29 protein-coding genes and 1 pseudogene are annotated in these 24,974 nt (G+C 50.6%); 15 read left to right on the top strand and 15 right to left on the bottom strand.

Going from position 1 to position 24,974, the window contains the following annotated elements; translation table 11 throughout:
- From MV421_RS09570 to MV421_RS09560, 3 genes are all read left to right on the top strand, one after another.
- Window positions 1-345 (top strand): hypothetical protein (locus MV421_RS09570; protein WP_297518271.1); only part of this gene is annotated, 345 nt, incomplete at its 5' end.
- 31 nt (window positions 346-376) lie between these two features.
- Window positions 377-1,309, top strand: a complete 933-nt coding sequence (locus MV421_RS09565; protein WP_297419105.1) for a calcium/sodium antiporter — start codon at window positions 377-379, stop codon at window positions 1,307-1,309.
- A 40-nt stretch (window positions 1,310-1,349) separates the two neighbouring features.
- Window positions 1,350-1,868: an HIT domain-containing protein gene (locus MV421_RS09560; RefSeq protein ID WP_297419132.1), complete on the top strand. Its 519-nt coding sequence runs from the start codon at window positions 1,350-1,352 to the stop codon at window positions 1,866-1,868.
- Here MV421_RS09560 and MV421_RS09555 read toward each other — a convergent pair.
- The 10 genes from MV421_RS09555 to MV421_RS09510 form a co-directional block, all read right to left on the bottom strand.
- Window positions 1,807-2,433 carry a hypothetical protein gene (locus MV421_RS09555; protein ID WP_297419101.1) on the bottom strand — a complete coding sequence of 209 codons (627 nt, stop codon included), beginning with the start codon at window positions 2,431-2,433 and terminating at the stop codon, window positions 1,807-1,809. The two genes, MV421_RS09560 and MV421_RS09555, sit on opposite strands and share 62 nt — an antisense overlap.
- On the bottom strand, window positions 2,430-2,678 hold the full coding sequence (locus tag MV421_RS09550) for a hypothetical protein (protein ID WP_297419098.1): 249 nt from the start codon (window positions 2,676-2,678) through the stop codon (window positions 2,430-2,432). Before MV421_RS09550 ends, MV421_RS09555 begins: the two co-directional genes overlap by 4 nt.
- Before the next feature lie 300 nt (window positions 2,679-2,978).
- On the bottom strand, window positions 2,979-3,728 hold the full coding sequence (thyX, locus tag MV421_RS09545; RefSeq protein WP_297419129.1) for an FAD-dependent thymidylate synthase: 750 nt from the start codon (window positions 3,726-3,728) through the stop codon (window positions 2,979-2,981).
- Between the two features lie 114 nt (window positions 3,729-3,842).
- Window positions 3,843-4,556 (bottom strand): DUF92 domain-containing protein, encoded by a 714-nt coding sequence (locus MV421_RS09540; protein ID WP_297419126.1) that lies wholly within the window; start codon window positions 4,554-4,556, stop codon window positions 3,843-3,845.
- 87 nt (window positions 4,557-4,643) lie between these two features.
- A complete protein-coding gene (locus MV421_RS09535; protein WP_297419096.1) occupies window positions 4,644-5,093 on the bottom strand; it encodes an Lrp/AsnC family transcriptional regulator in 450 nt (149 codons plus the stop codon).
- 183 nt (window positions 5,094-5,276) lie between these two features.
- On the bottom strand, window positions 5,277-5,564 hold the full coding sequence (locus MV421_RS09530; RefSeq protein WP_297419093.1) for a MazG nucleotide pyrophosphohydrolase domain-containing protein: 288 nt from the start codon (window positions 5,562-5,564) through the stop codon (window positions 5,277-5,279).
- A 61-nt stretch (window positions 5,565-5,625) separates the two neighbouring features.
- Window positions 5,626-6,003: a helix-turn-helix transcriptional regulator gene (locus tag MV421_RS09525; protein ID WP_297419122.1), complete on the bottom strand. Its 378-nt coding sequence runs from the start codon at window positions 6,001-6,003 to the stop codon at window positions 5,626-5,628.
- A gap of 63 nt (window positions 6,004-6,066) precedes the next feature.
- Window positions 6,067-6,438 carry a Mov34/MPN/PAD-1 family protein gene (locus tag MV421_RS09520; RefSeq protein WP_297419090.1) on the bottom strand — a complete coding sequence of 124 codons (372 nt, stop codon included), beginning with the start codon at window positions 6,436-6,438 and terminating at the stop codon, window positions 6,067-6,069.
- Window positions 6,439-6,475: 37 nt separating this feature from the next.
- On the bottom strand, window positions 6,476-6,859 hold the full coding sequence (locus MV421_RS09515) for a RidA family protein (protein WP_297419087.1): 384 nt from the start codon (window positions 6,857-6,859) through the stop codon (window positions 6,476-6,478).
- A 72-nt stretch (window positions 6,860-6,931) separates the two neighbouring features.
- On the bottom strand, window positions 6,932-7,735 hold the full coding sequence (locus MV421_RS09510) for a DUF2666 family protein (RefSeq protein ID WP_297419119.1): 804 nt from the start codon (window positions 7,733-7,735) through the stop codon (window positions 6,932-6,934).
- 112 nt (window positions 7,736-7,847) lie between these two features.
- Between MV421_RS09510 and lonB the strand changes: the two genes are divergently transcribed.
- The 6 genes from lonB (at window position 7,848) to MV421_RS09480 (ending at window position 15,387) form a co-directional block, all read left to right on the top strand.
- Entirely contained in the window at window positions 7,848-9,752 is a 1,905-nt protein-coding gene (lonB, locus tag MV421_RS09505; protein WP_297419116.1) for an ATP-dependent protease LonB, read from the top strand.
- Between the two features lie 114 nt (window positions 9,753-9,866).
- Window positions 9,867-10,607 (top strand): Fe-S cluster assembly ATPase SufC, encoded by a 741-nt coding sequence (sufC, locus tag MV421_RS09500; protein WP_297419084.1) that lies wholly within the window; start codon window positions 9,867-9,869, stop codon window positions 10,605-10,607.
- The gene (locus MV421_RS09495; RefSeq protein WP_297419082.1) at window positions 10,604-11,959 is read left to right on the top strand and encodes a SufD family Fe-S cluster assembly protein; all 1,356 of its coding nucleotides are present in this window, start codon (window positions 10,604-10,606) and stop codon (window positions 11,957-11,959) included. Before sufC ends, MV421_RS09495 begins: the two co-directional genes overlap by 4 nt.
- Before the next feature lie 142 nt (window positions 11,960-12,101).
- A complete protein-coding gene (locus MV421_RS09490) occupies window positions 12,102-12,815 on the top strand; it encodes an aspartate/glutamate racemase family protein (RefSeq protein WP_297419078.1) in 714 nt (237 codons plus the stop codon).
- Window positions 12,816-12,916: 101 nt separating this feature from the next.
- A complete protein-coding gene (pfkC, locus tag MV421_RS09485) occupies window positions 12,917-14,296 on the top strand; it encodes an ADP-specific phosphofructokinase (RefSeq protein ID WP_297419074.1) in 1,380 nt (459 codons plus the stop codon).
- A gap of 131 nt (window positions 14,297-14,427) precedes the next feature.
- Window positions 14,428-15,387, top strand: a complete 960-nt coding sequence (locus MV421_RS09480; protein WP_297518268.1) for a hypothetical protein — start codon at window positions 14,428-14,430, stop codon at window positions 15,385-15,387.
- A 16-nt stretch (window positions 15,388-15,403) separates the two neighbouring features.
- Here MV421_RS09480 and xerA read toward each other — a convergent pair whose 3' ends face one another.
- Genes xerA through sfsA form a run of 3 tightly spaced genes read right to left on the bottom strand, consistent with a single transcriptional unit; the run spans window position 15,404 to window position 17,918 of the window.
- On the bottom strand, window positions 15,404-16,240 hold the full coding sequence (gene xerA / locus MV421_RS09475; RefSeq protein ID WP_297419068.1) for a site-specific tyrosine recombinase/integron integrase: 837 nt from the start codon (window positions 16,238-16,240) through the stop codon (window positions 15,404-15,406).
- A complete protein-coding gene (locus MV421_RS09470) occupies window positions 16,233-17,144 on the bottom strand; it encodes a toprim domain-containing protein (RefSeq protein ID WP_297419113.1) in 912 nt (303 codons plus the stop codon). The genes xerA and MV421_RS09470 overlap by 8 nt, the downstream gene beginning before the upstream one ends.
- A gap of 48 nt (window positions 17,145-17,192) precedes the next feature.
- Window positions 17,193-17,918, bottom strand: coding sequence for a DNA/RNA nuclease SfsA (gene sfsA / locus MV421_RS09465; RefSeq protein WP_297419065.1), 726 nt, complete (start codon window positions 17,916-17,918; stop codon window positions 17,193-17,195).
- A gap of 58 nt (window positions 17,919-17,976) precedes the next feature.
- Here sfsA and MV421_RS09460 point away from each other — a divergent pair, with 58 nt between their 5' ends.
- The 5 genes and pseudogenes from MV421_RS09460 (at window position 17,977) to MV421_RS09440 (ending at window position 21,862) form a co-directional block, all read left to right on the top strand.
- Window positions 17,977-18,573 (top strand): hypothetical protein, encoded by a 597-nt coding sequence (locus MV421_RS09460; RefSeq protein ID WP_297518265.1) that lies wholly within the window; start codon window positions 17,977-17,979, stop codon window positions 18,571-18,573.
- Between the two features lie 58 nt (window positions 18,574-18,631).
- Window positions 18,632-19,438, top strand: a pseudogene (locus tag MV421_RS09455) (ATP-binding protein); the annotation flags it as partial.
- Between the two features lie 35 nt (window positions 19,439-19,473).
- The gene (locus tag MV421_RS09450) at window positions 19,474-19,872 is read left to right on the top strand and encodes a DUF234 domain-containing protein (protein WP_297502958.1); all 399 of its coding nucleotides are present in this window, start codon (window positions 19,474-19,476) and stop codon (window positions 19,870-19,872) included.
- Window positions 19,873-20,021: 149 nt separating this feature from the next.
- Window positions 20,022-21,068 (top strand): M42 family metallopeptidase, encoded by a 1,047-nt coding sequence (locus MV421_RS09445; RefSeq protein WP_297419049.1) that lies wholly within the window; start codon window positions 20,022-20,024, stop codon window positions 21,066-21,068.
- Window positions 21,069-21,166: 98 nt separating this feature from the next.
- Entirely contained in the window at window positions 21,167-21,862 is a 696-nt protein-coding gene (locus MV421_RS09440; protein WP_297502960.1) for a hypothetical protein, read from the top strand.
- A gap of 4 nt (window positions 21,863-21,866) precedes the next feature.
- Here MV421_RS09440 and MV421_RS09435 read toward each other — a convergent pair whose 3' ends face one another.
- A complete protein-coding gene (locus MV421_RS09435) occupies window positions 21,867-22,157 on the bottom strand; it encodes a hypothetical protein (protein WP_297420824.1) in 291 nt (96 codons plus the stop codon).
- A gap of 47 nt (window positions 22,158-22,204) precedes the next feature.
- Here MV421_RS09435 and MV421_RS09430 point away from each other — a divergent pair, with 47 nt between their 5' ends.
- A complete protein-coding gene (locus tag MV421_RS09430; RefSeq protein WP_297502962.1) occupies window positions 22,205-24,136 on the top strand; it encodes a helicase C-terminal domain-containing protein in 1,932 nt (643 codons plus the stop codon).
- Here the strand turns inward: MV421_RS09430 and MV421_RS09425 are convergent.
- Entirely contained in the window at window positions 24,123-24,485 is a 363-nt protein-coding gene (locus MV421_RS09425) for a hypothetical protein (protein ID WP_297420816.1), read from the bottom strand. The two genes, MV421_RS09430 and MV421_RS09425, sit on opposite strands and share 14 nt — an antisense overlap.
- Window positions 24,486-24,974 lie beyond the last annotated feature (489 nt).

Raw genomic sequence — 24,974 nt, 5'->3', positions numbered from 1 at the left:
GAGGTCAGATACCTCGAGTTCGCCTCTAACAAGGCCGAGAAAGGACTGTCCCCATGGGCCGCTGAGAGGGTCGCACAGTCCCTAGCGCCGTGGCTTGGTCTCGATTTGGCGTTACTCTTTGGAATTATAATACCTCTGAGTGGTTATCTCGCGGGTATCGCCTACAACAGCCACGGACTCTTTTTAAGTCTGTTAGTGCTGGTCTCAGCCTCAACATTTGCAGGCATCGTTCGAGGGTTAATCTACGCCCGCATCGGCCTTCCAGAAAAGCCGGGTTTCCCGTATCTCAGGCTGGCTGAGAAGCTCGCAGGCAACACCCACAATCCGTCATCGAAAACTTTATGAAACCCCCCTCGAATCCCCGCCGGGGAAGATAATGCTGGAAGCGACGCTCTGGGCAACGGCAATAGTCATCGGTCTTGTTCTCCTCGTTCTTTCAGGTGACAAGCTGTCCGACAAGATTGTAGATGTGGCCAGGAAGGCCGGCGTTTCCCCCCTTGTCATAAGCATCGTTCTCATAAGCCTGGCCACAACCTTACCCGAACTCCTAACGAGCGCCGTGGCGAGCTATCAAGGGTTAACGGGCATAGCACTTGGAAACGCCCTCGGAAGCATATTCGCCAACATAGCCCTGATCCTCGGCATTGCGGCCGTAATACGGCCTCTTAAAGCCACAAAAGCCGCCTACGAGAATTCTCTTGTCATGTTGGGATCGTTTTTCCTCGTGATTGCCCTTTCCCTCGATGGGACCCTCTCAAGACTCGATGGAGCGGTACTCCTTGGGGCTTACGCTGTATACCTCCTCTGGCTCCTCAAGAAGAACGCGAGGAAAGACGTGGAACTCGAAAGCGCTGAACGCGCCACGGTGATCGACTACGCTTTCCTGCTGTTTCTAGGCCTTCTTCTAGTTCTGGGAGCTAAACTGGTGGTCTATGGGGGGACGAACATAGCGAAGGCAATTGGAGTTTCCGAGTTCGTGGTTGGAGCGACCATAGTGGCCGTGGGGACGTCCCTCCCTGAGATGACCAACGCGGTTTACGGCGCCTTAAGAGAGCGCGGGAGCATAAGCATCGGCAACATAATAGGAGCGGACATAATGAACGCCCTCGTCGTCCTCGGAGTTGCTTCGGTGATAAGACCCCTCCAGACCGGGGCTTCCATTTTGACAGTTTTCCTCATTCTGGCGGTTATGCTCCCAATGGTGATTTCCCTCAAAAGAATCCACGGACTGGGGAGATCTATGGGAATATACTTCCTAGCAGTCTACTTCATCTACTTGGTTCTCATGTTCTCTGGAGTGGAACTCTAAAGTTTTTTAAAGTCCCCCCCAACTTTTTTCGGTGGTGAGAGTGAAGTTCCTGTGGGCACCCTGGAGAATAGAGTACATACGCTCACCGAAGTATGATGGTTGCATATTCTGCGACTTCCCGAAGGAGAACAGGGACAGGGAGAGGCTGATCCTCTATCGGGGAAAGCACGCCTTTGTCATAATGAATAACTACCCCTACAATCCCGGCCATGTCATGGTCGTTCCCTACCGGCACGTCGCCAACTGGGAGGATCTGACTGACAAAGAACTACTCGACATAATGAAACTCTCCCAGCTCATGATAAGGGCAATAACGAGGGCAATGAACCCGGACGGCTTCAACATGGGGGTGAACCTGGGCCACGTTGCAGGTGCTGGAATCGACAGCCACGTCCACCTCCACATAGTCCCACGCTGGAACGGTGACACAAACTTCATGCCTGTAGTTGCGGATACAAAGGTCATCCCCGAATCCCTTCAGGAGGCCTACGACGAGCTTAGGAAGGCAATTGAGGAAGTTGAAAAGGGAAATAAACATAAAAAGGTGCCCAACCTTTAAACATTTTAGAGGTTATCATTTTCTCTTGAATTATCAATTTTCTCAATAAGCAAATAAATTTCTTCAATTGCATGAACCACCCCAACAAGGATCTTTCTGCCTCATCTATCTCGAAAACTTTATCTTGGATTTTAGAGAGGGCAAAATTCCATGTAGGGTACGGCTCACTTTCATTAATTTCTTCGTTAGTTAGTTCAGAATATAGTTCTCTAATTGCAGCTTCTACTGCTCTCAAGGATATCATCACAGAAGCTGTGGGGAGATCAAATAATAATGCTCTAAAAGCTTCTAGCAGGTCATGTGATACAATTTTGGACATATTGCTATATACTACTTCAGGATACGAGAACAGTGGCTGTAACTCCGTAGATAGCAAATTCTCGTAATCTAAAATGCCCTTATGCACCTCAATTTCAACAGTTTTTCGTTTTGAAAGTCCCTGATGTGTAAGAGTTATTATATTGATAGTTTGCCCAAGAGCCCTCAGATCACTCTCATCAATTTCCTTAGGAGATTCTCTCTTTGAAGCATACTTAGTATGGAGATACGAAATTAAATCATTCAACTGTATTGAACTATATAATCCAATCCTTTTCGCCTCAAGAAATCTTGAATAAGATATAATGTGTGTAAAATGTAACCATTACCTTTTTGATCATGGACCGCTCCAGAAGGGAGCACAACTAAGTCCTCAGGTTTAGCCATTCTTATATATTCTGTCCAAGCACCGATTAAATATGCATCAAATAAGGATGTGGGCTCCACAGTAGCTCTAGTAAGCTCTTGGCTTGAATTCCCATCTCCTCTCACGGGGTCTCACCCATATTTTTACTGTAAGTATATTTAAGAGTTTTATGGGAAAAGCTACAGAACGGTTCTCATGGTAAGTTCTGAGGATCCTAACCAAAAGTTGAAGATGAATCCCTGGACTTTAAAGCGGATCCTGCCCCCGTCAATACCCTTGGAGTAGGAAAAGAATGGAAGAGCCTTTTCAGGCTCGCTGAAAATCAATCTGGAGGCTGCTTCAGAATGCAAGATTGAAACCTTCCAGCTCTTCCTTTTCACATCTCTCGTGGGGTTTAAAGGAGAAAGGCCATAACAAAAGGTTTCTTAAACCTTGGGTTTGGGATCGGCTAAGGCTTTCCATCTCTCCCTTGTCCTCTTCCAGCAGCCGGACGGCATCAGCCCCCCTTCAGGACAGTAGCCAAGCTGAATACAGCGCGGTCCAAGCTTCGCCCACTTTATTATTGGCCTTAGTTCTCCGTTCTTTGCTATCTCCTCCAGCATCTTCCAGGCGACCTCGCGTATCTCCCATTGCGCCCGCTCACAGGCTCTCAGTCCAAGGAAATGCTTAAGCTCGCGGAGGTTCATTGTGACAACGATTTTTGTCCTCACCGCTTGGGGAAGGATGAAGCGAGCGTCCTCCTGATGAACCCCTGCTTTATAACTCTCCTCGTAGAGTTCAATCGCATCCTGCATGAGTTTCTTCCACTTTTCGTAGAGCTCCGGCCTCTCCTTTACCCCCTTGGGAATTAGAAAGGTCTCTTCCACATCATTTAAGTTTAATTTTATGTATCTCTGTGACTGCTGGGTATAACTTGCAAGTCTATGTCTTACAAGTTGATGCGAGCAGACGCGAGAACAGCCCTCTATTGCAAGGGTGAGCGTCGCGTGCTCCAAAATCGACTCGTGGCCGTAGCCTAAAACCCTTGGGAGGTGCATCTCGACATCTTTCTCCTCCATTCGGTCAAAGGCTTCCGTTTCCCATCCGTCCCAGTAACTTATGAGGGCTGCCCATGTGACGGTTTCGAGAGGCTTTCTTGTATAATTGACGAGCCTGACCTTTATTCCACTATCCATCAGCGCCACCGGGGATAGAATTGCAAAGCTCTTATTAGGTTTACGGGGCCGGCTCAGCCCCTAAGGTCCCCCTCATCACTCGGCAATCCGCCGTACTCATCACCGCCCGGCCCCTTACGGAAGTGCGTAGAATACCCCCGCTCCAAGGAGACCCCCTAAGAGGGCGGCTAGGAGATTGGTCGAGTTGTTATCAGTTACCCCACGGTTTTCGAGGGTTGCACCTATAAGACTGTCGAGATTGACGCCAATGAAACCACCAGTGACAACCGCGGTGAGCATCTCGGTATCATGAGCGGTTAGGGGGAGGGCAAAGGGGGCTATAATGAGCGCCCCGACTAGGGCGAAAACCTCACCGGCGAGCGAAACCGCGCCGTTGGTCCCAGTTCTTGCAGGCTTGAAGTTGGTTATGAGGCGTGGGGCCTTTCCAAAGACTTTGCCGAGTTCACTTGCCAGTGTGTCCCCGTTGACGGTTGCTATCGACGCGAACGTAGCGGCCCAGAAGACATCCCTATGTGATAGGTACTCGGCGATGAGGAAGACCGTCGCGGCGAGGCCGTTTCCAACGACGTTTTCCCATCCCCTAATTCCCCCGGACTCCTGTGCAACGCCCAGTCTTGCCTTCTCATTGAATTTGTATTTGGTCGCCGAAACGCCGACCACAACGAAGGCTAGAAGCGCGAGGAACGGGTAAAATCCACCAAGTTCGATTACGGCAAGGCCGAGGAGCGCAGCCGAGAACGCACCCTTTGCATCGAGTGCCCTGGTTAAGTACGAGCCAACACCCAGTACTGCAACCACTGCCACGTCGGCCGCGATCCTTCCCAGCATTTCTTCCACCTAGTTGGGATTCAGAGGCCCCTTTATTACGCTTTCCCTCGTCAAACGACGATGAAGTAAAGGGATTCAAAGAACAGTTTAAAGGACTTCGAACTTAACCGTCTCGGTCACGAAGGTTATGTCGAGCTTGTCTATGCCGGGTATCCTGCTCGAGACCTCTGAGATTATCTTCTCAAGCTCCTTCATATCCCTAGGGCCGACTATGTGTAAAACGAGGCTGTGCGAGCCGAGTGCCCTCTGGATGATCTTGATGTTATCGTCCTCCACTAGCCTGGGTATGACCTCGTCCAAGTTGGTAGTGGGCTTGAGTGTTATTCCTAAGACCACATGGACGTAGCCGAGTTCGCCGTAGTCCGGTATGACGGTGTACTTCTTTATGACCCCATTCCTCTCAAGCCTGTCCATTCTGCGGGATATTCTCTGCCTCGTGGTCCCAAGCATCTCAGCAAGCTCCTTGTAGGTAAGCCTGGCGTTCTTTGAGAGAAGCCTTAAAATGCGGATGTCGATACCGGTTATTTTATCCGGCACTTTCTTCACCCCCCAGTTCTTTAGTCTCCCTTGGGCTGATAATTATAAAAATGTTTCTATGCTTTGGATTATTTCTAATCGTGTTGTAACCCTTTTCTGTCATATGCCCCCAAAACATGGTTATATAATGAAACTAAATGTTATAATTAAACCTCCTTATCCACGGTAGACATTATCCTATACTTACCATTTATTCCCATCTCTCTGCCGGTATTTTTTGGCGGTTTTATCCAGGGCTTCAATCAGGTCTACCCCGTAATGGTTAGCTATGCACGCCAGAGCAAAGGCAACATCTCCAAGCTCCTCTTCAAGTGTCTGGATGTCGCCACTTCCCTTTACCCCCTCGAACTTGAGGATTTCATCGGCAAGCTCCCCGACCTCTTCCGTTAGGGCCGCGAGCATCTCAAATGGATTCCAGTAACCCCCGAGTTCTCGTATTAGTTCATCCACCTTAATCTGGTGTTCGTTCATGTCATCACCGGGGAGAAAAAGTAATGTGGGGTTATGAACGTTTCGAGAGTTCAGATGAAAATTAAAGAACCTCCACTGAAACGCGCTTTAAGTAGCTTTCCAAGATTTCTCTGTTCGTTCTGTAGAAGTGCATTTTGCCCTCCTTGCGTGATTCTATCAGGTTCAGTGACCTGAGGGTGCGGAGATGGTGGCTTATCAGCGTTTGATCCTGCTCCAAGATGGCGGAGATGATGCACACGCAGAGCCACTTGTCCCTGAGCATTTTTAGTATTTCGAGCCTTATAGGGTTCGAAATGGCCTTGAGGAACCTTATCAGCTCCCCATCAACTTCGGTCTCGATCTCTGCCTCGATGTCAAGTATTCCACAGTTCTCACTGCATTTGGTCACGGTTTTCCTCTGCTTCTCATCAAGCCTTTCAAGTACATCTCTCACCTTCATGTCCAACACCTGGTTTTGGTTAAGCGTTTTTTCTTTATAAAAATTTTCACATGAAATAGTGTGTTATTCTACTATTTCAATCCCTATGGGCGTCCCATCGCTCCTATAGGCCCTGACATCCCTCTCGGTATATGGATATGCGATTATTAGGTGCACCCCTCCGAACTTTGAGAAGAAGTGAAGGTCTGCCTTAGATGGCCTCGCAACGGGACCGGGATGGGAGTGAACGGTTCCCTTTACACTCTCGTCATAGGGAAGCATCCAAAGGTTAAAAAAGGCGGAAGTGGACCCAAAGTGGGGGTTTGGGGCAAGAAGAACCTCCTCAAAAATCCCGTCTTTCTCCCGGAGGAATCCTGCGAACTCGTTTGGATAAAAGTCACCTGCCAGCTCCAGGAGGTACTCAAGGAGTTCTCGCCTTACTCTCACCGCTTCCATCTTTTCACCTTCACTCACAGGCCCAAAGAGTGAGACATCAGAGGACGGCGATGGCCTCTATCTCAACCGCCACTCCTTTGGGCAGGCTGGAGACCTCTACCACTGCTCTGGCCGGCTTTGAGGTCTCGAAGTACCTCTCGTAGACCTTGTTGAACCTGGCGTAGGAGCTCATGTCCGTGATATAAACGGTAACCTTCACGACATTGTTAGTGCTTCCCCCGGCAGCCCTGACCACCTCAAGGAGGTTTCTGATGGCCTGCTCTGCCTGCTCCTCGATTGGACCTGTCACGAGCTTTCCAGTCTTGGGATTTATTGGTATCTGGCCGGAAACAAAGAGTAACCTTCCTTCCGCGAGTATGCCCTGGTTATAAGGTCCTATCGGGGCGGGGGCATTTTCCGTAAACACAACTTCCTTCTTCATATCACCACCTCCTCCATCAGCGAAGAGTTCTCATCGGTTCTCCTCATGTGTTTCGGCTTCATCCTCTTTCTCTCACTTCTTCTCCAAGTACTTCTCAAGCCCTTTTGCTGGGACGTCCAACGGAAGACCGATCTTCTTGAGAGCCTTCCTGAGGGCGTAAACTTTGGCGTGCTCCTCGAATCCCTTTGGGGCATAGTTCTCGGCTGGGAAGTACCTGTACTTCTCAACAACCGCCGGAATGTCTGACTTCTTCACCTTTCTAAACTCCCCGAACCAAGAGTCTATTCCGCCGGTATCTATCCCCGCGTAGACGGGGAGTTTTAGGGTTATGCTTTCGTTTATGCTAGCTAAGAGCCTAGCTATGTCGGCCATTGGAGTCTTGTCGTCGATTATGAGTCTCTTCACAGCCCTCCAGGCATCGTGCTCGGTGCTGAGATGGAAGGCCGTGAAGTTCACATGGTCTTCCGTGAAGGGGAACATTATCCTGACTTCGCTCAGCGGCTCCTCGGGGTAACTGACGGGAACCTTCCTTGCCAGAGCCCCCCTGACGAGGACGGCCTTCGCGGCATCCATAAGGTGTTTCCTAAGCTTCTTGTCCTCTTCGAATATCAGTGATCCAAGCTTTCTCGCCGTGCCGGGAGACTTGAGGGCGACGATGGCTCCAGCAAGGTCTTTCGCGGCAATTCCCTCGGCCAGACTCATTATCCCTGCGACGTTCATGACCTCGGTAAGGTATCCCGGTATCTTCGCGTTGACAGTGTTGGCTATCCCCGCTATGAAGTGTGCTACTTTCTCATCTTCCACGTCTATGAGCCTGTCCGCCACCTTCCAGTCCCCGTGCTTGGCGGTGAAAACTATCTGATCATCCACCTTCATTCTCCCCACCACCCCCATTTGTGCGGGTACCTATTTAGCTTTTTCTTGCCCTCAAAAAAGTTATAAATCACCCCGAGCATCCCGACTCAGAGTGCAGAAAGAGGGAAGCAAGATGGGGGAAGATGAAAGGATTGATGAGGCAGTTGCCCCCCGCGAATACGGTGAGAACATCGAGCTTGGCGTGGATTTCGAGACGACGGAAGAGATCAAGGTCCCTGAAAAGCTCATTGACCAGGTTATCGGCCAGGAGCATGCTGTCGAGGTCATAAGGACTGCGGCCAACCAGAGGAGGCACGTTCTCCTGATAGGCGAACCCGGAACTGGTAAGTCAATGCTCGGCCAGGCAATGGCAGAACTCCTCCCAACGGAGAATCTAGAGGATGTACTGGTCTTTCCCAACCCTGAAGACGAGAACATGCCAAAGATCAAGACGGTTCCGGCCTGTCAGGGGAGGAAAATAGTCGAGAAGTACCGCGAGAGGGCCAAGGGTCAGGAGAACATCAAATCCTACATCCTACTCTTCGTGATGTTCACCGTGATGGTAGCGCTCTTCATGCAGTTCACCCCGACCACACTGCTCATGGGCATCTTCGTCATCATAATCACTATAATGGCACTTTCGAACATGCGCCTAAAGAACTCCGTTTTGGTCCCCAAACTACTCATCGACAACTGCGGCAGGACGAAGGCACCTTTCATCGATGCTACAGGGGCACATGCTGGAGCACTCCTCGGCGACGTCAGACATGACCCGTTCCAGAGCGGTGGACTCGGCACCCCCGCTCACGAGCGCGTTGAACCGGGCATGATACACAGGTCACATAAAGGCGTTCTCTTCATAGATGAGATAGCGACCCTTAGCCTGAAGATGCAGCAGAACCTTTTAACGGCAATGCAGGAGAAGAAGTTCCCAATAACTGGTCAGAGCGAGATGTCGAGCGGCGCGATGGTGAGAACGGAGCCCGTCCCGTGTGACTTCATCCTTGTCGCGGCGGGAAACCTAGATACCGTCGACAAGATGCATCCAGCACTCCGCTCTCGCATAAGGGGCTACGGTTACGAGATCTACATGAGGACAACGATGCCTGACACAATGGAGAACAGGCGCAAGCTCGTCCAGTTCGTTGCACAGGAGGTCATCAGGGACGGCAAGATACCTCACTTTACAAAGGATGCCGTTGAGGAGATAGTCAGGGAGGCCCAGAAGAGAGCAGGAAGGAAGGGTCACCTCACGCTCCGCCTCAGGGACCTCGGTGGAATCGTTAGGGCCGCGGGGGACATAGCCATCAAGAAAGGCAAGAAGTACGTCGAGAGGGAGGACGTGCTTGAGGCAACCAAGATGGCCAAGCCCCTTGAGAAGCAGCTCGCCGACTGGTACATCGAGAACAAGAAGGAGTACCAAGTCATCAAGGTTGAGGGCGGCGAAGTTGGGAGGGTCAACGGCCTGGCCGTCATAGGGGAGCAGAGCGGCATAGTTCTCCCGATTGAAGCAGTGGTGGCTCCAGCGGCAAGCAAGGAGGAAGGAAAGATAATCGTCACAGGAAAGCTCGGTGAGATTGCCAAGGAGGCTGTGCAGAACGTCTCCGCGATAATCAAACGCTACAAGGGAGAGGACATCAGCCGCTATGATATCCACGTTCAGTTCCTCCAGACGTACGAGGGTGTTGAAGGGGATTCAGCCAGCATAAGCGTTGCCACTGCTGTCATATCCGCCCTTGAGAACATTCCGATAAGACAGGATGTTGCTATGACTGGCTCGCTCAGCGTCCGCGGGGAGGTTCTCCCGATTGGAGGTGCCACCCCGAAGATAGAAGCGGCCATTGAAGCGGGCATAAAAACGGTCATCATCCCGAAGTCCAACGAGAAGGACGTCTTCCTGGGCAAGGACAGAGCCGAGAAGGTGCAGATATTCCCTGTCGAGACCATTGATCAGGTTCTTGAGATAGCCCTCATGGAGAGCGAGGAGAAGCAGAGCCTCCTTAAGCGCGTCAGGGAGGCCCTTCCTCTCTCCGTTTGAGTTTCACTTCCTATTCTCCCTGTTCATCCCATGCTCGACTTTTTCCCGAGTTCCCATCTATGTCCAGAAATGCTTAAAAAACGTCCCATCAACGCTACCCATGGAGGTGGGATAATGCTCAAAGTTGAGAACCTTCACGTTTCAGTCGAGGACAAGGAGATACTGAAGGGAGTCGACCTCTCCGTTGGTCAGGGTGAGTTCCACGTTGTCATGGGACCCAACGGCTCTGGGAAGTCGACGCTCTCCCTGACTATAGCGGGTCATCCAAAGTACAACGTTACCCGCGGTAGGATACTCTTTGAAGGGGAGGAAATCCATGGACTCGAGCCTGATGAGAGGGCTGAAAAGGGAATTCTCCTTGCCTTTCAGGTTCCGCCTGAGGTTGAGGGTGTTAGGATAATCGAGTTCCTCCAGCAGATTCTCGTTGAGCTTAAGGGAGCCGATCCAGCTAAGGCCTACGATGTAGTGGTGGAAAAGGCCAAGGAGCTTTGGTTCAAGGAGGAAGATCTGCACCGCTACATCAACGTTGGTTTTTCCGGCGGTGAGAGGAAGAGACTTGAACTTCTCCAAGCTCTGCTCATCGAGCCGAAACTGCTCATCCTGGACGAGCCGGACAGCGGTGTTGACGTCGATTCCCTCAGCATCATCAGCAGGAAGATAGAGGAGCTTCACAAAAATGGGACCGCGATACTCCTCATAACACACTACGGTAGGATCCTCGAGCACCTAGACAGGGAGAAGCTCACCGTCCACGTCATGAAGGACGGCAGGATCGTCAAGACCGGAAGCGGTGAACTCGTTGACAGGATAGACAGGGAAGGATTCGCTAAGATATTCGAGGAGGTGGGAGCATGAAACTCCATTCGGAGCGCGAGACCATAACCCTGAGCGATGCAAAGGCCATAATCGAGAACCAGATTGAAGAGCTGGCCAAGAGGAACAAAGAGCCTGAATGGATGACTAGAATAAGGTACAAGGGGCTTGAGGCATTTGAAAGGGCACCCCACAACGACCCGATAATAAGCGAGGACGAGCTTCTCCACTTCATAGCAAAGCCCGAGGTTGAGGGAATCCCCGAGAAGATAGAAAGCCTTGATGACCTTCCGTCGGAGATGAAAGCCCTCTTAGATAGACTTGGTATAGATGAAGTCGAGCAGGAGTACCTTGCCGGACTGACGGTTCAGACAGACACCGGTGTTATATACAACCAATTCCTTCAGGAGTGGGCTAAGAAGGGCCTTACGGTTCTTTCGACGGAGGAAGCCGTCAGAAAGTATCCAGACATCGTGAAGGAGCACTTCCTCAAGCTATTCCGCGCTGACGAGAGCAAGCTAACGGCCTATCACATCGCAGTCTGGAACGGGGGAATCTTCCTCCACGTCAAGGAGGGCCTCAAAGTTCCCTTCCCACTTCATCTGTTCTTTTTGATTCAGGAGAGTGCTTTAGCGCAGGCGCCACACATAATCATTGTGGCCGAACCCAACAGTGAGTTCCACCTCATTGAGGGCTGTACCTCACCTGTTCTGCTGAGGCACTCCCTCCACCTCGACATGACGGAGGCGTACTTCGGTGAGGGGGCCAAGGGTCAGCTCACGGTTTTACAGAACTGGCCGGAGTACGTCCACACGAGGCCCATGACGAGGGCAAAGATCGGAAAAGGTGCGCGCTTCATCAACACGACGGTTACCCTGGGCTCCGGAAAGAGCAACATAGGCGACCCACACTACTGGGTTGATGAGAACGGTTACGTCGAGCTGAACGGTATTCTCCTTGGCCAGAAGGACTACTACATCGACCTCGGGGGCAGGATGTTCCTGCAGGGGCCTGGAGCGGCGGGGATAAACGCGAGCAAATCCGTGATAATGGACGAGAGCAAGGTAATCACGCGTGGCGTCATAACCGCAGAAGCTCCGAAGACGAAGGGTCATATCAGTTGCGACGCCCTTCTGATGAGCGACAAAGCGACCATGGAGACCTATCCCGGACTAGTCAGCAAAGTTGACGACGCAGAGCTGAGCCATGAAGCCGCCATCGGCAAGATACGCGAGGAAGAGATGTTCTACTTGATGTCAAGGGGCTTAGATGAAGAAAAGGCGACGCAACTCATCGTCAAAGGCTTCCTTGAGCCGATGCTGAAGGATATCCCAACGGAGTTCCTTGTGGAGATAAGAAAGATAATCGAGCTTGCAGTGAGCGGGGGCATGTGAGCCCCGCATTTCCTTGCATTTTTAAGTAAGCAATCAATTATGTAATTGTTTAATTCTTGGATTGATTAATAACCGAGGCTTTTCTGTGTGGTTGAACCAAAGGTTTAAGAGAAACCTTGGGTATACCTCAGGAGGTGAAAGCATGTATGGATGGCGCGGAAGGCTTGGCCTGATAGTCCCATCATCGAACACCACTATGGAGATGGAGCTTCACAATTTTCTTCCCGAGGGCGTATCACTCCACACTGCTAGAGTCCCGCTCAAGGATGTCAACGAAGATGAATTAATAAAGATGAACGCCTTAGCGGTTGAGGCCGCAAAGTTAATCAAAGACGCCGGTGTTGAGGAGATACTCTACGGGTGCACGAGCGGCTCTTTCATAGGCGGAAAAGACTACGAGACGGAGCTTGAGGCAAAAATTGAAAGTGAAGTAAACGTTCCGGTTGTGAGCACGAGCACCGCCGTTGTTGAGGCTCTAAAGATACTCGATGCCCAGTCGATTTTAGTGATAACCCCCTACACCGACGAGATAAACCAGAGGGAGAGGGAGTTCCTCGAGGCCAACGAGTTCGAGGTTCTTGACATAAGGGGCCTTGGAATAGAGGACAACACCCAGATCGGGAAGCTTGAACCATACGAAGCCTACCGTCTTGCTAAGGCCAGCTTCATGGATGAGGCAGACGCAATTTTCATAAGTTGCACCAACCTGCGGACGTTCGAGATAATCGAGGCTTTAGAGGAAGACCTTAGTGTTCCAGTGGTTACGAGCAACCAGGCATCGTTCTGGCTCGCGTTGCGTGAAATGGATGTCACGGAGAAGATTCCGGAGTTAGGCAAACTCTTTACTGAGTTCTGAATTTCAGCTGGCTGCTTGTCCACTTTTTCTCACATTCCTGAACGAAACCCTTTTAAGAACCGGCCCACATTTCCAAATGCTAGTCACTGATGGTGATACATATGGGGCTCCTTGACGAGGCTAGAGAACTTTCCATTTACACTGCATACAACACGAACGTCGACGCAATAGTCTACCTCAAAGAGGAGACCGTTCAAGGGCTTATAAACGAGTTTGGGGCTGAAACAATACAAAGAAGGATGGAAGAGTATCCCAGGCAGATAAACGAGCCCCTTGACTTCGTGGCAAGACTCGTCCACGCCCTTAAGACGGGCAAGCCCATGGAGGTTCCTCTCATCAACGAGGAGCTTCATATGTGGTTCGATTCCCACTTTAAATACGATGTGGAGAGGATGGGCGGCCAGGCAGGCATAATAGCCAACCTATTGGCCAACCTAAACTTTAGAAAAGTTCTGGTCTATACCCCCCATTTGGCCAAAAAGCAGGCTGCGATGTTTGTTAATAAGCCCAACCTCTTCTACCCAGTCATTGAGGATGGAAGGCTCATCTTCAAGCACCCTTATGAGGCCTACCGCGATGGTGACCCGGTTAAGGTTAACCGTATCTTTGAGTTCCGCGCAGGAATGACCTTCAAACTCGGTAGTGAGACGGTAACGGTCCCCTTCTCGGGCCGCTTTATCGTTTCTGCCCGCTTTGAAAGCATAAGAATATACACCGAGCCGGGGCTGAAGCCGTTTCTCCCCGAGATTGGCGAGAGCGTTGACGGGGTCATCCTTTCAGGTTATCAGGGCATTAAACCCCGCTATTCCGACGGAAAGGATGCAAACCACTACCTTCGCGAGGCCAAGAAGGACATACTTCTCCTCAAGCGAGAGAAGGATGTGAAGGTTCACCTTGAGTTCGCCTCCATACAGAACCGCGAGCTGAGGAAGAAGGTCATCTATAACCTGTTCCCCCTTGTTGACAGCGTTGGGATGGATGAGTCCGAGATAGCTCACGTTCTAAATGCCCTCGGCTACTCAAAGCTCTCTGATAGGATATTTACCTACAATCGCATCGAGGACACCGTCTTGGGCGGAAAGATACTCATCGACGAGATGAATCTCGAAGTCCTTCAGATTCACACGATTTACTACATTGTGTACATCACCCACGCGGATAATCCCCTGAGCGAGGAAAAGCTCCGCCAGAGTCTTGGGCTGGCAACGAATTTAGCAGCGGCGAGGGCCTCTTTGGGAGAGATTCGCTCACCGGAAGATTTCAAAGTTGGTCTCAGCGTCCCCTACAACGAGCGTGGTGAGTACGTCAAGCTCCGCTTTGAGGAGGCGAAGAGAAGGCTTAGAACGAAGGAGTACAGGGTCGTGATAATCCCCACGAGACTCGTGAAGAACCCGGTATCAACGGTCGGCCTCGGCGATACAATTTCCGCCGGGGCCTTCACGAGCTACCTTGCGCTGCTGAGGAGGAAAGGAGAGCTTTGAACGTCTAGTTCCCTATATTGTATCAAACCCTTAGAACTTTGGTTTCGTATGACGTGCTAACTCTCTACAAAGAATTAACAAAATTTTTAACCGTGTAACTCTTTTTAGGCAATGATTAACGGCACTATTTGTTGGGTGTGGTGATAAATATGGGCTTTAAAGACATTTTGAAAAAAGTTGCCTCTTCCACTACTAGGGTCTTGGATTCTGCAACCACGAACCTTGAATACAAAAAGAGAGTTGACGAGGCTAAACGTGAGATTCTAAGTAGATTCACAGTTAAACAACTTGAACAGATCGCAACAACAAAGGGAATCCCCCTGTATGATGAAGACATTCTAACAGGGAAGAGGACCCATCTGCGTGTTAAATCAGATATAGTACGGAGGCTTGCCATAAATCTGAGTTTTCAAGAGGTTATTGATCTTTCAAAAAGATACAAAGTGAGGTACTCGGATGTTACTCAAGAGCTTGAAGAGCATCGTCGGATGCTTTATGAAGAAAACCAACAGAAACGAAGCGAAAAGGGGATCCTAGCAAATACAAGAGAGATAGAAGAAGACGGGTTTGTTAGAGTCAATGGTAAAGGGACTAAAACCCCGAAAAAGGCCTCAAAGACAAAGAGGTTGTCTAATACAAAGAAAGATGAATTTGTAAATTTGTTAAGGTGGATTGAGAAGAATTTCAGGCCACCTGCTGTTAAGGACGAACATGAACTACAAGAAAAATTACTCACTCTACTTAGTGCCCCTGAGATTCAAGAAAAGCTGGGAATAAAATCTATTCAAAAAGAAGTCCATATAAGGAGGAGAAAAATTGACCTTGTAATAAATGAAAAATGGGGCATAGAACTTAAAGTAATCAAAAATAAAAATAGAACGAGTCTTGATAGACTACCAACTCAGATCAATGCTTACAAAAAAGGTTTAGAGAGAGTAGCAGTGATTGCAGTTAAGCCACCCAATGAGGAGATTAATATCAATGAAGTGTTGGAACTCATCCCAAGCGATGTGCCGATTATCACGATGGAAATCCCAATTAAAAGAAAATCTAGGGGAACTACCTATATAGCTAAGCTAGTAAAACACTGATATCATTTTCTTTCCCCTATTCCATCAGCCCCTCAATCAGCCTCGCCTTCTCTTGAGCTTTCCTTAGGTGCTCCACGGTGACCTTGGTGTATATCTGCGTCGTTGAGAGGTTTGAGTGGCCGAGCAACTCCTGAATCGCCCTTATGTCGACGCCGTTCTCTAGCATGTGCGTCGCAAAGCTGTGGCGGAGCCTGTGGGGTGTAACCTCAACCCCTGCCCTCTCACCGTACTTCTTGAGGAGGTGCCAGACGGTCTTCGTTGAGAGTTTGTCCTTCTTCCTCCGCCCCTCCTCAACGATAAGGTACTCACTATTATCATTCCGGCTTTCTAGGTATTCTCTAACCGCGCCGCTCAGGAAGGTCGGAATCGGGACTACCCTGTCCTTGGCTCCCTTGCCCCCGCGTACGACTAGGAGGTTCCCCTCGAGGTCGACGTCTCTCTTCTTCAGGTTGCACAGCTCACTAACGCGCAGGCCGGCCCCATAGAGTAGAAGAACAATCAACCTGTCGCGCTTCCTCATTGGCGGGATAACCGAGAGGAGTTTCTTGACTTCCTCTCGGGTTAGGGCCTTCGGCAGGCTCCTCGGGACCTTGGGCGGTTTCAGCCTTTCCGCCTCATCGTCGGCTCCCTCGAAGCGGAAGTAAGCGCGCAATGCCTGAACTACAAGATTCAGGCTCCTGTTGGAGTATCCCCTCTTTCTAAGCCTTGCGAGAAAACGGAGGGCAGGGCGCGCCCTAAGCTCCCCGCCCCACTCGAGATAGCGCCTGATGTAGTAGGAGTACATCCTAATCGTATTGGGACTTTTTCCCTCGAGGTCGAGGTACGTCTCGAACTCTTCAACCGTTTCATTCATCGCCGACGCCCTTCAGCAGGCGCTCTATCTCGTCCGGCTTCAGCTCGGGGTTCTCCACTATGTTCGTCTCCTCCGGCTCGGGAGCTGGTGGCCGCTCCTCCGGTGGTTTTTGGGGCTTCGGCTCTTCCTTTCCTTCAGGTTCTTCCCTTACGGCGAGGCTGAGGTAGACTGTCTTGAGAAGTTCCTCTATAAGTGACTCGTCCTCCGCGAAGATGTAACCCTGGCCGACGAGTATCTTTCCAGCTAAACCGAGCTTTTCGACCGCCATTGCGAGTATCCTTTCCTCCGGTACTGGTTCAGCAGGGAAGAGGCCCTTCCAGGCGTCCTCTATCTTAACCGGCTTACTCTTCTTGTCGAGGAGTTCTTTCAGCCCATCGTTCTCGCTCCTCAGCCTGGTGTATTCTGCGTGAAGTTCCTCGTACTTCCTCTGAAGCTCCTCATGCTCCTTGTAGAGTGCCTCGTAGTCGTTGGCCAGCTGGTCATACTTGCCCTTGACGTCAAGGAGTTCCTTCCTTATCTCCATATAGCCCGGGAGAACCTGGAGACTCTTCAGCCCGGCCCTCACGAGCGTATTCCTGAGTTCCTTCCTCACGAGTTCGACGTCAACGTGTTCCAAGTCATGTCCGAGGGGAAGCTTCATCCTCTCGACGTGGCCGACCATCTCATTGAGCTCGTTGTAAAGTCTCTCAGCTAAATCCCTTCCAACCCTGTCTGCATCGGTCGCAATTATAAGGAGGTCCGCTCCTGCAGCCGCGCTCTTTGCTATTTCCACGTTGGTCGTCGGGATTATCGCGGAAATCGTAATGTTGTACTCACTCCCCAAAGCCAGCCCTTGAAGGGCCTTGCTTACGACCTCAACGTCGCTTGCACCTTCGACTAAAATTCTAACGTCAACTATGGTCATTCCCATCACCCCACAGGCTCGTTACCCTTCTAAAATACGAGATGGTCTTTAAAAATCCTCCCTTAGTTTGATCTCCAAGTTGGGTTTCTCGAGGATTACTTTGCCGTCCGGAAGGAGTGAGATGCTCAGTGCGTGAACCTCAACGCCCGCTTTTCTCGCTTCCCTGAGGAGGCGCGCTATCTCAGGATCACCTTTTTCGTAGGGCCTGAACCTCTCCACTCCTGGCATTGCTCCGACGAAGAACATCATCGCCCGCTTTCCACTTTTTCTGAGTTCCATCAACTCCCGTAGGTGCTTTTGACCCCGTGTCGATGGGCAATCTGGGTACATAGCGTACTCTCCCCTTCCACCACCCCTAAGAACGGCACTCTTCATTTCGGCGTAGATTTCAGTGTCGGGGCACTCAAAGAGGTAATCCAGGCGGGATTTTCCAACGGTTACCTCCTTCCGCTTTATCCTGCAGCCCTTCAGCCAGGGAATAATGTTCATCTCCACCGCTCGTTCGAAGGCTTTGGCCTGAGTTCTTGTGTCTATTATGGCTCCCTTTCCGTTTAAGTCCTCAAAGGCAATCAGAACGAAGTCCGTCTTTCCCCCGCTCTTTGAAGTGCAGAAGGCCTTCCTTCCTGGAATTATGAATTCCTCTAGACGGCCGGTGTTCGTGATGAGGGCTTTTCTCTTCTCCCCGTCCACCTCCACAAGAGCAACGAAGCGGTTGAGCCTCTCGATGAAGGTGCAGGGGGTCACCTCGAGTTCCAGCAGCACTTCTCCACTCATGGTCTCTGATTAACCGAAAGGCGTTTTTAACATTAAGGCAACCTCATGTGGTGGTGTTATGATACCTGGGGAGTTTATCAGCTACGCCTTCGAGGAGCGCGTTGAGGGGATAAAAAAACTTGCAGATGGAGAGTTCGGGCCTGAGGCTTTAATCGGCTTCACAAGGCACAACGCAGCCGTAATAACCTGTGGTAAAGCCGGCGTAAACGGCTCCATTAAGGGGATTGGCTTCATCCATCGCGGGGAGTTTCTTTCCGAGACCATCAAGAAGCTAAGAGAAGAGCTTGGAAAGCCTTACAACCCTAGGCGTGCCTTGGAGTTTCTCCTGAACGAGATCTACGTACGTGAGAGGATAGACTTCACAAAGTTAGTGTCTCTCGAACTCGCTAGGAAGCACACATGGGAGAACATCACCTCTGGGAGTAGGGAAGCGACGGTGCTCTTCTTTACACTGCCAAGCACATCCTACGAGGTTCGCTGCGAGGTTGAGGTCCATGAGGGGGATAATGTCTGGGAGTACACCAACGCCGTCCACGACCTCTTCCACCGCCCGGAGAAGCCGCGGGACTGGCGGAAAACGCCCGCTTACCTCCTTAAGATCCGCGAGATCTACGACAACGGCGAGAGGGCGATGGGGGTGAGGATTTACCCCTAGCAAAGTTTTTATCCAGTTGCTGGATAATCCAGCTGGTGGATTCTAAGACAGGAAAGAAGAGCTGGATGCACTGGGAAAAGCACTGGCTTTATCCAAGTCCAAGCTCGTTTTAGTAACAGTGACCGGGAGGAGAAGGATTGGAAAAACAGGGCTCATTAGAGAGTTTTTATCCTCAAGGCATCTTCGATACTTGGATTTCTTCTTCTCAGTGAAAAGCGAGCGCCTGCTCCTGGACAATTTTTCTCGAGAGATTGAACTTAAACTTGGCTATTCTCCAAAGTTTGAAAACTTTCAGGAGTTTCTCAGATACCTTGAACGGATAAACGTTGATGCTGTTTTCTTTGACGAGTTTCAGAATATCCTTGAGGTAAATCCTTCGATGGCCTCTGACCTGCAGGCCTTTATAGACAGGAATGGCGATCTCCCGCTTCTTATTATAACCTTAGGATCGTACTTAGGAAGGATGAAGAGACTCTTCGCTCAAAGGAAAGCCCCCCTCTACGGCAGAAGCACGCTTTTTATGGAACTCAGTCCCCTTCAGCCAAGTGCCGTCTTTCAAATGCTCTCAGATTTGGGAGTGAAGGATCCTCAAGAAAAGATCGTGTTCTGTGGAATCTTCGGGGGTGTTCCAAAGTATTACGAACTGCTTGAACTCTTTGGCCCAAAGCCCTCCCTTGAAATTATAATAGATGCTGTTCGGTATTCCTCCTTTATCACCTCTGAGGGGGAGGGGTTGCTCCTCGATGAGTTTGGAAAGGCCTACAAAACATACTACTCAATCTACTCAATATTGAGGGCTATATCAATTGGGAGAAATAGGCTTATGGAAATAGCCAACGCCGTAGGCACGAAGTCGGAAGCATAAGCAAGTACTTAGATGCCTTAGAGAGCTACTACGGTTTGATTTCCCGTGAGGGGCCTGTTCTCAGCGGGAGGCGCTCGAGGTATATCATAAAGGACTACTGTCTTAACTTCTGGTTTTCCATGATCGAGCCGTGGAAAGCGGCGATAGATTCCTCAGACTACGAACCGTTCTTCAGGGCTTCAGAGGCAGATTTTCCTTGGATATTTTGGCAGGTTTTTGAAAGAGTAGTATCCGATATTTTGAGGAACTTAAATGGAAAACTGCTGACATTTGACTTCATCGGCCCCCAGTGGGGACGGAACTACGAGATAGATCTCGTTGCCGTGAACATGAAGAGGAAGGAGGCAACTTTCGTAGAAGCAAAGTGGAAGGATGATGTTGACGGCCCCAGGGAAATCGGAAAGCTCATCGCCAAGTCTCAGGACGTTCCATAGAATGGGAAAAGAAAGTATCTTCTCATAGCGAAGGGCTTTAGAGTAAATTGTAAAGACTGCCTAACCTCCGAGGAAGTGGTCTCGCTTTTGGAAAACCTTAAATATCCCTCGCCCCACATTCAGATGGAAATCTAAAGGAGGCGAAAGCCATGGTTGATTTTGAACTGCTCAAGAAAATTATAGAGGCACCTGGTGTTTCCGGCTATGAGTTCCTCGGTGTTAGGGATGCTGTAATAGGTGCATTCAAACCCTACGTGGACGAGATAAGGGTTGACAAGCTCGGTAACGTCATAGCCCACAAGAAGGGGTCGGGACCAAAGGTTATGTTCGCGGCCCATATGGACCAGATAGGGCTGATGGTTAACCACATTGAGAAGAACGGGTTCCTCCGCGTCGTTCCGGTCGGCGGTGTTGACCCTAGGACGCTGATAGCTCAGCGCTTCAAGGTCTGGGTCGGACCGAACGAGTACATCTACGGCGTTGGCGGAAGCGTTCCGCCGCACATCCAGAAGCCCGAAGAGAGGAACAAAGCCCCAACCTGGGAGCAGGTGTTCATCGACATTGGAGCGGAGAGCCAGGAAGAGGTAGAGGAGATGGGCGTTAAAGTGGGGACCGTCATCACTTGGGACGGCCGTCTGGAGCGCCTCGGTAAGCACCGCCTCGTGAGCCTCGCCCACGACGACAGGATAGCCGTCTACATCTTCGTCGAGGCCGCCAGGCAGTTGAGTGAGACCGATGCTGACGTTTACTTCGTCGCTACCGCACAGGAGGAGGTCGGCCTTCGTGGTGCTAAGGTTTCAGCCTTTGGCATCGACCCGGACTACGGCTTCGCCCTCGACGTTACCATAGCGGCAGACGTTCCTGGAACGCCGGAACACAAGCAGATAACCCAGCTCGGTAAGGGCACCGCCATCAAGATAATGGACCGCTCCGTCATCTGCCACCCGACCATAGTCCGCTGGATGGAAGAACTGGCGAAGAAGCATGATATACCATACCAGTGGGACATTCTCACCGGTGGTGGAACCGACGCAGGAGTGATACACCTCACTAAGACCGGCGTCCCGAGCGGTGGGATAAGCATCCCAGCGCGCTACATCCACTCAAACACCGAGGTCGTTGATGAGCGCGACGTCGATGCGAGTGTTAAACTCGTCGTCAAGGTTCTTGAGGAGATTCCGGAACTTAAACTCTGATTTCTTCCCTCTCGTTCTTCTTTGCCACCCGCCAACTTTAAAAGTCTTCTTTCATAGGGAATCAAGGCAGTTTAGAACGGCGTACAAAGGTGTCCCTTATGGAGTCAAGGAGGGCAGAGGTTCCCTTCAATGCGGGCTGGAACTCCCTACTGAGCGTTGCATCGATGCCTGTCAAGCTTTTCTCCACGTTCCCCTACGAGGTTAGGGTCGATGGTAGTGATAAACCCACTGTTAGGATTTCCTTTGGGCGGTTCTTCACCAGGTTTAGCTTTGAGGGAAACCTCGAGTTCACTTTCAATGAACCCCACGTTACCTACATCCTCAAAGGTATGGACGGGCTTCTCGTGCTCTCCTTTGCGGCCCTTGATTCACGGCTCGTGACTAGGGTTTCCGCGGACATACCCAGTGAGAGGAGGCTTGGGAAAAAGCTGAAATTTCTTGCCGAGGGTTCTGTATTTGCCGCCGCGAGGATGGCAGAGAGCTACAAGGCCGTCGCCGGGAAGGTGGTTGGACCCTTTGATAATTCCATCGTTGAGAGCCTAAACTCTGCCCTCCTTCCCCACCTTATCCGGTACGTCAGATTGCACACGGGCAGGAAGAGCTTCCGGCTTAAGGGGGTGGGGGAGCGCGACAGGTTCACAGTTACCATTGTGGACGACTTTATTGAGAGAATGGAGCACGATTCCGGCTCTGGAGTTTCTATAATCGAGGTTGAAAGGGGTACAATAGATGTCACGGAAGAAGACTTTGGGGGGGTGGAGCTAAGGGGGAGGTACAGGGTGAAGGTCCTCTGAGGCGTTACTCACTTTTACTCTCCTTGCTGTTCTCAGATTCCTGCTCTATGGTTCCTTCCCCAACCAAAGGAGAAGTGTTTCCGGTGCTCCCCCGCTCAAACTTATCCCATTCATACCAGAAGAAAGCTAGCCCCATTAGAATGCCCGCTATTAGGGAGAGGTACCTTGATGGTAGGGGCAGGCCACGGTGCCAGTTGTAGAGGAGGTAGTTCTGATAAATCGTCAGGTATCCGAGCCAGGCTATAAGAAGGGCCTCGACGGTGAGTTCGATGAGTTTGCTGGTCTTCGCATCCATCGGTTTCACCGGCAAAGGTTAAAAGTGAGCCGTTAAAACTCTTTCCCATGGGCGAGAGCACTGACACCTTTGAGTACTTTCCTTACCGGAAGATGCGACCGAACCAGCGTGAGTTCATTGAGTTTGTCGCTGAAACGGTAAGAAACGGGGAGAACGTGATAATTGAGGCACCAACTGGCTTCGGAAAGACAGTTAGTGTTTTGGCTGGAATCCTACCCTTTGCGAAGGAAGAGGGCTATAAGGTGCTCTACCTCGCGAGAACCCACAGACAGATGGACCGCGTCATAGAGGAGCTCAAGGTGATAAGTGGAAAGAGCTTGGTCTCTGGAGTTGAACTCAGGAGCAGAAAGGAGCTGTGCCTCCACAACTACCTCACTCAATTCACAACGGATGCATACACCGCTATGGTCGTCTGCAAGAACCTAAAGAAGCTCGGAAAGTGTGAGTTCTACGAGAACGAGAAGAAGAAAAGGGTTGAGTTCGACGAGTTTGTGCGCTTTTTCCTCGAAAGCCCCAGCCACCCCTCTGAAATTCTGAGCTACGCTGAAACACTTGAGCTGTGTCCCTACGATTTAACCAAAAGGATAACCGAGAAGGCCGATGTGATAGTGGCGAGCTATCTCTACCTCCTCAGTCCCAGCATCAGGGAGAACTTCATCAGCTCCCTCGATGTGGATTATTCTGACCTCATAGTCGTCTTCGACGAGGCTCACAACCTTCCTGACCAGGCGATTTCGGTGTTAAGTGATAAAATCAGCATAAACACCGTGAATAGGGCCATAAAGGAAGCGGATGAGTATAACGAGCATGAGATAGCAAACTTCCTCAGTATCCTTGGCAGGGGGCTGGAGATGCTCTTCCAGGAGAAACTTGGTAACAAAGAGGTTCAGGAGACCCCAATTCAACCGGAACTTGTCTTTGAGCACGTTGTAAACGTCCTCAACTTTGATACGCGTTGGCTCGTCAAGACACTCAACGACATGGTTGCAATAGGTGATTCGATAAGGGAAGACCGAATAGAGAAGGGCAAGCCCCCGCGCTCTTACATCGGCCGCGTTGGAGAGTTCCTCCTTCTCTGGCTGTCACTGATAGGGAGGGAGGACTACCTATTTATAATGAGTAGGGGTAGGGGTTTAAGCCTCGAACTTGTTGCCCTCGACCCCTCGAAGGCCCTCAGTTTTATCCGAGAAGTGCAGAGTGCGGTCTTCATGTCCGGAACGCTCACGCCGCTTGAGGCCTTCAGAGACATCATGGGGGTTGAGAACGCTCGCTTTAGGAAATTCCCGCGCATGGTGAAGCGGGAGAACGCGCAGGTTTTAGTGGCGAAGGACGTTTCCACTCGTGGAGAGGAGCGTTCGTTTCAGGTTTACAAAAAGATAGTGGAATACATAGTTGAAGCCGCCAGGATAATCCCAAAGAACGTTGGCGTTTTTACTGCCTCCTACGAGGTTCTTCAAGGCTTACTGTCAGCAAACCTGGGGGTCCGCCTTGAAGAGATAGGGAAGGCAGTCTTTGTGGAAAAACAGGGTGTTTCATCGGCGGAAAACGATGCCCTCGTAAGGGCATTTAAGGCTCATGCAAAGGGCAACGGTGCGGTGCTCCTCGGTGTTATAGGTGGAAGAAACAGCGAGGGCCAAGACTACAGTGGCGACGAGATGAACGGAGTTATCCTCGTTGGGGTACCCTATGCAAGACCAACACCAAGGATTCAGGCTCAGATACGCTATTTTGAGGGGAAATTCCCGGAGAAGGGCCGCTACTACGGCTATTTCCTCCCTGCCCACAGGAAGCTTGCCCAGGCGGCTGGGAGGGTCCACCGCTCGGCCGAGGAGAGGGGGAGCATAATCGTCCTTGATTACCGCTTGCTCTGGCGTGGAATAAGGAAGGATTTGCCCGACTGGATGGTTGAGGTGATGAGGCCGGTTGACCTCGGGCGGATGAGGCTCTATCTGAAGAGGTTCTGGACTAATGGACGGTGAACTCCTTTTCAACCTTAACCCTAACCCCTTTTACGTAGGCAAATTTGGCGACCTTATAACGTCCAGGTGATAGGTTGAGGGGAAGTCTCTGCTCAAGGGTCTCCCCTGGAATCAGGACAATCCTCTTTTTAACGAAGACTATTCCCAGATCGAGTCTCTGCCAGTAGCCGACGTACTCGTACAGCTCAACTTCATTGCTTGTCTCCACCTTTACAGTGTTTGGATTGCTCACCCAGAGGGCAAGTTCTTCCTTCCTCGGCTTTACGTCTATGTCAAGCTCGACCTCGACAGGAGTTCCAACTGTTATGACACCTGCGTCATCGTTGCTGGGAACTTTTACTATCTTCATCAAGATGTGTCTTTGTGTTCCTTCAAATAAAGTTTTCTGTTCATACAGTTGTCGATTGGGTTTAACACTGTCGCTGTGTGTCAGATGTGTGTGAGGATGGTGTGCATACTAGAATTCTAGAACGATAGCGAAAGCGGTGCTAAAGCTCTTGGAAAAAGCTTCACCAAAAAACTTTGCAGTGCAAAGTTTGATCAAAGGGTAAACTTCCGCCAAAACGCCCAGAATGAGTATACATGTTCCCAGAAATTGCAAGTCTATAGTGGGTTTAGCCCAGAATCCTGAAACTAAAACCTGTTTCCCTTTCTTTTAACGCCCGAAAGGTGTTATTCTCGCAGTAAACACCTTAAAACCTGCTAATTAGGGAGTACACCCCGGCTTAGAACTGAGAATTTTTGGAAGTAACATGCAAGCTTTGATGAAACTTTTGCTTGGCAAAAGTTTCTTATGGTGCCCCGGCCGGGATTTGAACCCGGGGCGCGGGCTCGAAAG

It is taken from the genome of Thermococcus sp., assembly GCF_027023865.1.
Classification (GTDB): Archaea; Methanobacteriota_B; Thermococci; order Thermococcales; family Thermococcaceae; genus Thermococcus.
Note: the sequence above shows the minus strand (reverse complement) of the source record. Positions and strands in the feature narration are given on the sequence as shown.